The 10,100-nt window shown below is 49.4% G+C and carries 10 protein-coding genes; 9 read left to right on the top strand and 1 reads right to left on the bottom strand.

Translation table 11 applies throughout. From position 1 onward, the window contains the following. Positions 1-373, top strand: a 373-nt coding sequence (locus tag ABT56_RS24290) for a hypothetical protein (protein WP_169753956.1), incomplete at its 5' end; no start/stop codon positions are given. Here ABT56_RS24290 and ABT56_RS21210 read toward each other — a convergent pair. Beyond that, positions 370-1,281, bottom strand: a complete 912-nt coding sequence (locus tag ABT56_RS21210) for a glycosyltransferase family 2 protein (RefSeq protein ID WP_047880918.1) — start codon at positions 1,279-1,281, stop codon at positions 370-372. The genes ABT56_RS24290 and ABT56_RS21210 overlap by 4 nt on opposite strands. A 173-nt stretch (positions 1,282-1,454) precedes the next feature. On the opposite strand from ABT56_RS21210, the gene ABT56_RS21205 reads away from it, so the two are divergent. From ABT56_RS21205 to ABT56_RS21170, 8 genes are all read left to right on the top strand, one after another. Next, positions 1,455-2,594, top strand: a complete 1,140-nt coding sequence (locus tag ABT56_RS21205) for a glycosyltransferase family 4 protein (RefSeq protein WP_047880917.1) — start codon at positions 1,455-1,457, stop codon at positions 2,592-2,594. Next, positions 2,591-3,976: a lipopolysaccharide biosynthesis protein gene (locus ABT56_RS21200; RefSeq protein WP_053062596.1), complete on the top strand. Its 1,386-nt coding sequence runs from the start codon at positions 2,591-2,593 to the stop codon at positions 3,974-3,976. The genes ABT56_RS21205 and ABT56_RS21200 overlap by 4 nt, the downstream gene beginning before the upstream one ends. Before the next feature lie 5 nt (positions 3,977-3,981). Beyond that, complete coding sequence (locus tag ABT56_RS21195) at positions 3,982-5,313, top strand: O-antigen ligase family protein (protein WP_047880916.1); 1,332 nt, start codon at positions 3,982-3,984, stop codon at positions 5,311-5,313. Then, a complete protein-coding gene (locus ABT56_RS21190) occupies positions 5,297-5,992 on the top strand; it encodes an acyltransferase (RefSeq protein WP_053062595.1) in 696 nt (231 codons plus the stop codon). Before ABT56_RS21195 ends, ABT56_RS21190 begins: the two co-directional genes overlap by 17 nt. Position 5,993: 1 nt before the next feature. Next, positions 5,994-7,121, top strand: a complete 1,128-nt coding sequence (locus ABT56_RS21185) for a glycosyltransferase (RefSeq protein ID WP_047880915.1) — start codon at positions 5,994-5,996, stop codon at positions 7,119-7,121. Between the two features lie 117 nt (positions 7,122-7,238). Then, positions 7,239-7,580 carry a hypothetical protein gene (locus ABT56_RS21180; protein WP_047880914.1) on the top strand — a complete coding sequence of 114 codons (342 nt, stop codon included), beginning with the start codon at positions 7,239-7,241 and terminating at the stop codon, positions 7,578-7,580. Further along, entirely contained in the window at positions 7,577-9,019 is a 1,443-nt protein-coding gene (locus ABT56_RS21175; protein ID WP_047880913.1) for a GumC family protein, read from the top strand. The genes ABT56_RS21180 and ABT56_RS21175 overlap by 4 nt, the downstream gene beginning before the upstream one ends. Continuing rightward, positions 9,016-10,098: a glycosyltransferase gene (locus ABT56_RS21170; protein ID WP_047880912.1), complete on the top strand. Its 1,083-nt coding sequence runs from the start codon at positions 9,016-9,018 to the stop codon at positions 10,096-10,098. The genes ABT56_RS21175 and ABT56_RS21170 overlap by 4 nt, the downstream gene beginning before the upstream one ends. The last annotated feature ends 2 nt before the right edge of the window (positions 10,099-10,100 follow it).

The raw sequence follows: 10,100 nt of genomic DNA, 5'->3' as shown, positions 1-10,100 counted from the left end.
TGACTGTGCCGGTATTGCTACCGATTTGGTCACTCAGTTCACTGATTTAAATCTTTTGACTAAATCTTTTCACGAGTGCCCACACAGATTGCATGGTCAAATTGTTAAAGAACAATATTTTCAACTAGCCAACCCTTTATATTCAAAAGATTATCTCGCTGAACAGGCTGACTATCTTAGCAAACCAAAATCATGTGTCAAACACTTTTTTCACTCTGCTTTTTCAACCTTGCCGACCAGTCATCTTGTTGCGTTGTCCGTGTCGGTGAGGCGGCATTATAGGGAGAGAATAATTATTGGCAAGCATAAAAAACAAAAAAAATATCAACCGCACAAAATACAACCCAACACCACAAGTGCGGGTTATTTTTAAAGCACGATACTTAATATATCCCGGTAGACCGCCTTTATCCGTCGGCTGCTGGGTTGCAAGCAAAACACAACTAACTCCTGGCATGCCGATACGTAATAGGATTTTTTCAGGCGATTATATTCAGCCTTTCCCGTCAGCCAGCGTAAGTAGCCAGCTAGTATGGCTATTGGGTAGTGACGGATTTTCGGGCGATGCTTATTCAAAATCAGCTTCATCGCGTTAAGACGCTTGTCATGATCCCGGCTGATGGCATCTCCTCTATCCGAGATGTAATGGCATAATTTACTATTCAGCCCTCCTACTTCCCCTCTATCCGCTAATTTTAACCACAAATCCCAATCTGAAGCAGACTTCAAATGGGGGTCAAATCCTCCGACATCGGATAAGGCTTGCTTCTTCGCCATAACGGTACTGGTACCCACCACATTTTCGGCATACAGCAAAGGCATGAAGAAAGGAAATACAAATGACGATTCAGCACTAAGAAGTTTTTTACGAAAACGAGGCCAGTACTCAAAACACCCAATAATAGGTTGCCCCTCTTCTGTCATGTGCATGTAATCAGTAAAACTACATACCAACGCTGGGTATTTTTGATGTAACGCTATCTGTTGGGATAATTTGTTTTCCAGCCAGTAATCGTCAGCATCAAGAAAAGCGACTAGCGCATTAGAGCAGTATTCAATCCCATAATTTCTTGCCTTCGATACCCCAGCCCGTTCTGTAAAGAGTAATTTGACATCGGCTTGTTGTGCCAACCATCCTCGCGAACCATCATTAGAACCGTCATCAACCACAATGATCTCGACCGGCACATTTTGCATCCGGATACTCTCGAGTGCCCTCGGCAACGTTTGTAGGCAGTTAAAATTCGGGATCACCACACTCACTTCTGTTTTTGAGTTCATCACATCCACCATCAGATCATCTCTCACATGACTCAGATGCAATCCACACGCCAATACGTGTTGGCATCAATATTGGATAGAAATATTGGATAGATAAGTACAGCAGAAACACTCGGACAGAATGCGACGCATCACTACATACGTTTGTTAGAAACAGCAGTGAGGTTGGAACAATGAAGAAAATTGGTTATGTGATCCCTATCTTCCCAACGTTATCCGAAACATTTATTGGGGTAGAAATGCGAGCAATGAAAGCATTGGGACACTCTGTCCAGCCTTACGCCTTCAACTCGGGAGAATATTACCAAACAGCTGACGAGGAACTTAAACAGCACTGCCGCTATCTGTCATCCGCCCCCAAATACCCAATGGGAAAACTCTGGAATTTTTTCCGATGCCATAAATTCATCACGCAACAACATGGATTTAACTACCTATCACTACTTAGGCAAGGATTACAGTTGGCTCATTTAGCCAAAAAAGACAACTGCAAACACCTTCATGCCCACTTTGCCTGGCACAGTGCCGCAACAGCCATCGTGGCAGCCAAATTGCTCGACATTCCCGTCTCTTTTGTTGGCCACGGCGCAGATATCTACGCCTCGCCACAAGACATTGACAGCAAGTTACAGGCAGCCGATTTCATCTGTGCGGTTACCAAAGAAATGCAAATTGAACTGCAAGCTGCAACAGATCGTCCCGTATTGCACATCCCCTGCGGAATTGATTCGGCCTTATACCCACCTCTAGCACCTGATTGGGCCCCCAAGAAAGACTTTCTGTTTATCGGGCGATTAGTAGAAAAAAAAGGGCTAGACACATTGATCAAAGCATTAAGCCTACTGCCCCCCGATACCACCTTGGACATTGTCGGTGATGGCCCGTTACGCTCTCAGCTACAGCAATTGGCCCAGCAACAGGGAGTCACTCGGCAGATTCACTTTTTAGGCAGCCAAGATGCTGCATGGTACAGGCAACATGCCAATAATTATAAAGCGTTAGTTGTCCCTTTTACTGTCGCCCCCAACGGTGACAAAGACACTGGCCCACTGGTTATCAAAGAGGCGATGGCTCTGGGGCTGCCTGTCATCACGACAGATCTGGCTGGCTGTAGTGAAATTCTTGCCAACCAATATGGCTATCAGGTCCCCATGGACGATCACACTTCTTTGGCACAGACGATGACAGCTCACCGACTGGAACCAATAGACAAGCTCACCTCGCTCAGAGAAAAAGCCTTTAACCAAGTCATGGCACAATTTACCGCCCATTCCCAGGCCCAAAAACTCTCGGCTCAGGTGAATGCATTATGACCCCAGCGATGACAATGGGGGTATACGCTATTGGCCTGATAAGCAGCAAGCTTATTGCATTAGCTCTGCAACCTTTTGTGACCCAATGGTTGGGCCCGGAGCAATTTGGCCGACTCGATGTGCTTATCACCTTGGGCTGTTTACTGACAATCATCATGTCTTTTGGGATCAGTGATGCCATTTATCGTTTTGCTCATGACCAGCCAGATCAAAATGAGATTTTCCGTAGTGCGCTGGGGCTTCTGCTCTCTATCGCTGGCGGACTGACTGTTCTCGCCCAGCTATCAGTACCTTGGTTACAGCAACTCCTTCCCGGCCAACCACCGTCATTTGCCTTGCACTGCTTACTAGCCTCATTGTTTATCAATACCCTATGCTGTGTTCCTTTGGCCATTTTACGGATCCGTAATCAGGCCAAACTCTTTGTTGGCGCACAAGTCATCTTCACCCTTACTCAAGGCTTAGGTATCGTGATCTTGGCCCGGCCCTATGGGGTTAATGGGGTCATGGCGGCCAGTCTCATCGCACAGATAGTGCAAGTTGCCATCTTAGCCAGACATTTCCCCACGCCAAAACTGGGTCACCTCACACTCTTCTTTCGGTATGGGCGGGCTATTACACTCTCTGGCGTACTTAGTTTTGTTGTCATCGGCGCTGAGCGCTGGGCTATTGCTGATACATTAGGCCTTAGCTTGTTGGCACCGTATGCCGTTGCCATGCAATGGGCTATTGCTGCGAGCCTGTTACTCGAACCTTTTGGCCTATGGTGGTATCCCAAGCGCTTTGGCTTAGTCAGCACAGCAAGCGAGCGTCAACAAGCTGCCACCATCAGCGTAATAGGCTGCCAGCTAAGCTGCCTGGTTGCCGCAGGGATCATCTCGGTCGGATCTCGTTTCTTGCTTTGGTGGCTTCCTAACGATTTTCACGCCAGTGCCGACATGCTTCCATTGCTTGGAATCATGATGATGTTCAAACATGCCAGCACCTTGCTCAACATCGGTTGCTATCATCAAACAGACGGCAAAAGTGTGGTACTTATCGGTATATTCAGCGCCTGCTGCGCAGTGGGGATATTGCTATTCATCCTCCCTTCATACGGACTCTATGCTTTTATTGGTGCAGGTATAGGGCTTCAGCTATTACGCCTAGGCTTATTTTATTATTTCAGCCAATCTTACCTGCCCCTGCCCTACCCTCTGCGTCGGCTAACCGTTAGCTACAGCTTGATCATTCTATTGCTGACAGCTTATTACCTATTGTCTCCTGTCTACGAAGTGCTATGCATACTGTTATTGATCGTCCAAATTAGCTGGCCTTTAGGACGGGAAAAACTAGCAAATAATCGACAAAAGAAAATTGATAGTTCACTAAAGACGGGGTGAGCCGGATGAACAAGCATAAACAGTGGCTCCTCGCTCTAGGCAGTTGCGGCACCATCTTCTGCTTCTGGATGTATCAAGGCAACCTTGTGCTACTGGTGAGCCTGCTCTTTGCTTTACCCCTTATCATCAACCAGGCTTTTCTCATTTGTGTTGGGTTTATTATTTTCTCCTATTTCAGAATCCATGAAGCCTTTCCTCTGTTGATACCGTTGAAAATCCCCCAGCTCTTGGCCCTGGCGAGCCTAGCTGGGCTGGGCTGGCAACTCTGGCTGCAAAGAGAGACGATCAATTGGCACCGATTGCAAACCTTATTCTTGCTGTTCAGCTTCTGGGTTTTGATATCTTGCCTCTTCGCGAGTAACCGTGCCGAAGCCTTCGCCAGCTTCAATGGCAACTTTATTAAAATTGTGATTATGGTGTTCGCTATCAGCTGGCTACCACAACGACTGCCTCAGCTCACAATCATCCCTTACCTTTTATTGTTCAGCGGGCTTCTGATCGGGGGCTTGGCCTTATTCAATAAAGCCAATGGTATCGGCCTTGTCGAAGGGACGAGAGTCACTATCGGCAGGGATATAGGATCAATGCTCGGCGATCCCAATGACTTGGCATTGGTACTTCTATTTCCGGTCTCCTTTGCCATGACCTATAGCTTCCACGGTCCCAAATGGCAAAGAGCCTTATCTGTTTCCGTACTGGTTATCATGATAATGAGCGTACTGGCGACCCAAAGCCGAGGGGGATTACTGGGTATCGCCTGCGTACTCTTTGCGATGACCCTAATGAAAAGCCGCTCTATTGTATTGCCCTCGATTATCAGTGGAATTGGGTTGTTGGCTTTGATTGTCCTGGCAGGGATCAGCGACCGGAGCTCTGGTGGCGCGGCTGAGTCTGGGATTGATGAGTCCGCAATGGGGAGAATTTATGCCTGGCAAGCAGCCTGGAACATGGCGATCAGTAACCCGTTCACAGGCGTAGGCCTCAACAACTTCTATTACAACTACTATTTTTATTCGCCGCACTGGGACGGCAAGAATCACGCGGTACACAGTACTTGGCTTCAAATACTTTCTGAAACAGGCTTCGTGGGATTGGTACTATTCCTGCTTATGGTTATTGGTGCCCTGCAAGTCAGTTACCGGCTTCTCAAGCGGCTTGAGCATCATAAAATCAAACCTCTGGCACAAGGGCTGTGGCTCGGCACTTTATCATTCTGTGTCAGCGGTACATTCCTAACCCAAGGTACGACCTGGCCCCTGTACATTTTGATCGGGCTGCTACTGGCTTTAGACCGACTTACCTTGAATAAGGAGGCAAATTATGCGCGCACTTGTTAAGGCCCTTCTGCCGCCCAGCCACTTCGCCATCTTGAAAAACACCGTGCAACGACTTCGCGGCAGCTACATACCTTGTATCCCGCTTTTTCATCACAGTTTGTACCACCTCCATCTAACCGTGAAAAAAAGCCTTCATTGCATTTTGCAAAAAGGTTACTTCACCCCGATGTTTATCTCACGCTTGGCTAACCGTCCCCGCCACCTACAACTAGACTGTGGCATGCCTCAGATCCTTGGCCCATTGAAGATTTATTTAGGCGAACAGTGCCGACTGTCAGGTATCGCAACTTACTGCGGCCGTTCGTGGGGCAATCGAACACCTCAGCTCATCGTCGGTAACAATGTCGATATTGGCTGGCAGAACATCCTCGCGGTTGGCGGTACCATCCGCATCGACGACAACGTCAGGCTGGCCAGTAAAGTTTTTCTCGCCGGATTTCCCGGCCATCCGCTAGACCCTATCGCCCGGGCCCAAGGTAAGCCGGATACCGAGCAACAAGTCGGGGATATCCACCTATGCCGTAATGCATGGCTCGGTACCGGCGTGATGGTCATGGCCGGCGTCACGATAGGGGAAGGCAGCGTTATCGCCGCAGGTAGCGTGGTAACCCAAGATATTCCCGCCGGTGTATTGGCAGGCGGCAACCCGGCGAAAATCATCAAACAGTTAGGGTATTAAAATGGAATTTCTCGTTTTCGGCGAAGACTGGGGACGCCATCCGTCCAGCAGCCAACATTTATTACAGGCTATCGTGCAGCGGTATGATGTTCACTGGATCAACTCCATCGGCTTGCGCCAGCCAACCCTTAACCTCCGAGACCTCAAACGAATCTGGGAGAAAGTGACAACTCGAAGCCGCCATACCGACACAGGGCAAAACACACATACCGCAAAACCCACCACTGTCATCAAGCCATTGGTATGGCCAATGGCGCAACACGCAATACTCAAAGCACTTAACAGCCATCTCTTGAAAAGACAGCTATCCCCAAAGACATGCCAACGTATCGTATGGGCGGCGCTGCCCAGTGCTATAGATTACCTTGATATCTGCGACAGTGATCTAGTGGTTTATTATTGCGGGGATGACTTTGCCGCACTGGCAGGGGTAGATCATCAACTGGCCATCAACGCCGAGCAACGTCTCATCGCCCGGGCCGATATCATTTTTGCCTGCAGCCCAACACTAAAAGCAAAATTTCCCGCCAGTAAAACCGTTCTGCTACCGCATGGTGTACATTTGTCGCAATTTGCAAAACCGTCCCCCTGTCCAGACGATATAGACCCATCCCGACCGAGTATTGGTTTTTACGGCAGCCTGAACAACTGGCTTGATCAAGGGCTGATTACCACTCTCGCGCAGGCTCGGCCCAATACCAACTTCTACTTCATTGGACGCCAAGATGGCGATACAAAAATACTTCGCCAACAAGACAATATCATCCTATTACCAGCAAAACCCCACCACCAGCTAGCCAGCTACCTGCAACACTGGACGATGGCAGTCCTCCCCTTTGTTGATAATGCGCAGATCCGGGCATGTAACCCGCTCAAACTCCGGGAATACCTGGCTGCAGGCTGCCCCGTTATCAGTAGCAACTTCCCGGCAACCACCCCCTACAAATCAGTGATAACCACTGCCACCAGTACAGCCGAGTGGCTAGATGCGATTGACCACTACAGCCAATGGACGCCTTCACAAAGGCAGAACTATTCACAGCGCGCCTATCAAGCCGTGGCCAATGAACGTTGGGAATACCGAGCCTCGCAAGCCATTGAGATTATTAAAAGTCGCCTGTCCCGCTAAAATCCGGCCGGTTACCATGCCAATTATTTCAGACGCAAGATGACAACTTATCTAACTTCGGGCACTTTTTTTGCTACATATACATAATGTTGCAAATTGAAAAAGGCCGAGAAAATAATGAGGAATATAATAATAGTCATCTGCTGCCTATGGATATTTGGCTGTGCATCACAGCCAAAGCAAACGACTCTGACGCTTTTTTTCAGCCCCGAACAAGTCTCTCTGACAGCTGAGCAACAACGTAAGATCAGTGAATTTTTAGCCAGTAACCCCTACCACCAGCTTGTCGCCAAAGTAGCCCCGGCCAATTTGGCCAATCCTTTTGATGCCCTACTACAGGGGCAAAAGCGTATTAAGGCAGTGAGCAATCTATCGAACAGCCAGAATATCCCCCTTCATCTGGACTATGCGCCTAACCAGACTGTCGATACCCTGATATTGCAAAGGCAATCACCATGAGAGCCAGCCTCTTCGCCAAACTGTACCCCCTACTACAGGCCTTGTGGAATCATCGCTACCTGCTCTTGCTCCCCGTGCTTATCATGCCACTGCTCATGACCTCAGGCGGGGCGCTAAAAGCCAAGCGCTACTATGCCCAAACCACGATTCTGGTACAGGAAGCCGCGATGCTGAACCCGTTCTTGGAAGATTTATCGATCTCGATGAATCTGCAAAAGCGCATCAAGGCACTACGGGTTTTGCTCCACAGCCAGTTCGTCCTCGAGCAGGTCGTACTGGAACTCAAGCTCGCATCGGCCCATAACCCTAGCCAGCTCAATACCGTTGTCAGCCAACTCAATAGCAATCTCAGCGTCAACTTGATTGGTAATGATTTAGTGCAACTGGGACTGAACTGGCACACCCCGAAAGAGATGCCTGAAATTCTCAATAAACTCTCCGAGCTATTCCTCGATAAACTCCGGGCCCCGGGCCGAGCGTCGATAGATGGCTCTGAGCTTTTTCTGCAGCAGCAACTCGAAGCGACATTAATCGATTTGGAAAATGCCGAAAGTGCCTTGGCGACATTTAAATCAAACAATGCCGGGAACCTCCCCCAGCTACAGGGAAGCCGGATCCAAAATTACGCCAAAATAAACACCCTGATCCAAGAAACACGGCTTGAACTACTCAATGCCAAAGCCCAACGGGATAACTTCTATAACCGCCTAGCCAGCACCAATCCTGTTATCGGCATGCTTGAAACAGAAATTGTCAAAGCAGAGGCCGAACTGGCCATACTCAGGGCCAGCTATACCGACCGTCACTCCTCGGTAAAAGCCGTGCTTCGCCAACTACACCGCCTCAAACAAGAACGCGCTAACCTCGTTGATCAGCAGCAGTCACTCAATGCTCAGGAGATTAGCCAACTCTGGCAACGTATCGCCAGCAATGCTCAGCAACTCGAGAATACCAACCAGCCGATCCTAATCAGCCAGTTCGAGCAGCTACAGCAGGCAGAGAGCCTAATCCATTCGCTAGAAGGAGAGCTCAAGTTACTAGAGTCTCAGGCATCACGCTTGCAAAATAAGCGGGCCGAATTTGCCCAGCTAGAGAAAGAACTGACCGTGTTGCAACGCAACTATGACGTCAAAGCCAAGATATATAACCAGCTGCTAGAACGTTACGAAATGGCGAAGGTCACCGGCCAGCTAGGGCGTTTCGAAGAACCGAACAAACTCAAGATCATCTCCCGCCCCAGTATTCCAAGCCAACCGTTGAATTGGCCCTGGTGGCTCAATTTCACGACAGGTATTTTTGCCGGCCTAGGGATTGGGCTGTCACTGATTTGCGCCGTGCAGCTACTCGATACCCGCCTGTATCAAAGCCAACACATTATCCGCTTAGCCAACGCTCCGGTATTAATTCGGATCCCTTACTTTTCCGAGGAAAGATTATGACTACCACTACCTTACAGGTTGTCCAGCATTTACGTCCGGGGGGGATTGAACGACTTGTACTCAACCTCGTGCGATTCGCAGCCCCTGATAATCAGGTATATGTGGTTGCGCTAGAAGGCGATAAAGAACAAGCCATCGAACAATGGCCCGAATTAGCGCCACTTTCAGAACGCCTGTATTTCCTCGGCAAACCTCACGGCCGTGATATGAAAACCGTTTTCAAATTGCGACGCCTTATCCAATCGCTGAATGCCAACGTCATTCACTCCCACCATCTTGGTCCGCTACTGTACAGCCGCGCTGCCAGTTTAGGACTAAGGGGGATCACCCATATCCAAACCGAGCATGACAGCTGGCATTTGGAGGATCCTAAACAGCGCCTACTCACCCGTCTCCTTCTGGCTGGCAGTAAGATCCTAATTATCGCTGACGCACCGCGTATTGCCGATCATCTCAAGGCCCATGGGATCACCACCGATCACGTCATTATCAATGGGATTGATACACAGCGCTATACGCCGGGACAAGCGGCGCAAGCAAGGCTACACCTTCGGCTCCCGCCCGATAAGCTGATAATTGGATGTGCCGGTCGTCTAGTACCGGAAAAAGGGATCGACACCCTACTTGAGGCACTGGTGGCATTACCCGAGAATTACCATGTCGTCATCGCCGGTCACGGTCCGGAACGAAGTGAGTTAGAACACCTCGCACAACAGCTAAGGCTTTCCGAACGTGTCCATTGGCTGGGCAACTGTGACAATATGCTGAACTTCTACCGTGCGATTGATCTGCTCTGTATGCCATCCCGCCAAGAGGGGCTCCCCTTGGTACTGCTCGAAGCCCAAGCCTGTGGCAAACCGGTGATTGCCTCTGATGTTGGCGCCATTCCCGACTTGATCTGCCCCCACAGTGGCCGCCTGATCCCTGCGGGACATCCCACACTGCTCGCCCGGGCCTTGTTCGACAAACTTCGCGTGCCCATCCATGACTGCCAACAAACTGCCCACTATATCCGCCGCATCGCCGATGTTCGGAAGATGACGGCATCCTATGAATCGCTCGCTAAACGATCAGGATAATG

This window comes from Photobacterium aquae (genome assembly GCF_001029445.1).
Taxonomy (GTDB): domain Bacteria; phylum Pseudomonadota; class Gammaproteobacteria; order Enterobacterales; family Vibrionaceae; genus Photobacterium; species Photobacterium aquae.
Note: the sequence above shows the minus strand (reverse complement) of the source record. Positions and strands in the feature narration are given on the sequence as shown.

Bases quoted from the DNA above. Each gene is read 5' to 3' on its own strand.
- ABT56_RS21210 (WP_047880918.1), bottom strand. From the start codon at position 1,281: ATGAACTCAAAAACAGAAGTGAGTGTGGTGATCCCGAATTTTAACTGC.
- ABT56_RS21205 (WP_047880917.1), top strand. From the start codon at position 1,455: ATGAAGAAAATTGGTTATGTGATCCCTATCTTCCCAACGTTATCCGAA.
- ABT56_RS21200 (WP_053062596.1), top strand. From the start codon at position 2,591: ATGACCCCAGCGATGACAATGGGGGTATACGCTATTGGCCTGATAAGC.
- ABT56_RS21195 (WP_047880916.1), top strand. From the start codon at position 3,982: ATGAACAAGCATAAACAGTGGCTCCTCGCTCTAGGCAGTTGCGGCACC.
- ABT56_RS21190 (WP_053062595.1), top strand. From the start codon at position 5,297: ATGCGCGCACTTGTTAAGGCCCTTCTGCCGCCCAGCCACTTCGCCATC.
- ABT56_RS21185 (WP_047880915.1), top strand. From the start codon at position 5,994: ATGGAATTTCTCGTTTTCGGCGAAGACTGGGGACGCCATCCGTCCAGC.
- ABT56_RS21180 (WP_047880914.1), top strand. From the start codon at position 7,239: ATGAGGAATATAATAATAGTCATCTGCTGCCTATGGATATTTGGCTGT.
- ABT56_RS21175 (WP_047880913.1), top strand. From the start codon at position 7,577: ATGAGAGCCAGCCTCTTCGCCAAACTGTACCCCCTACTACAGGCCTTG.
- ABT56_RS21170 (WP_047880912.1), top strand. From the start codon at position 9,016: ATGACTACCACTACCTTACAGGTTGTCCAGCATTTACGTCCGGGGGGG.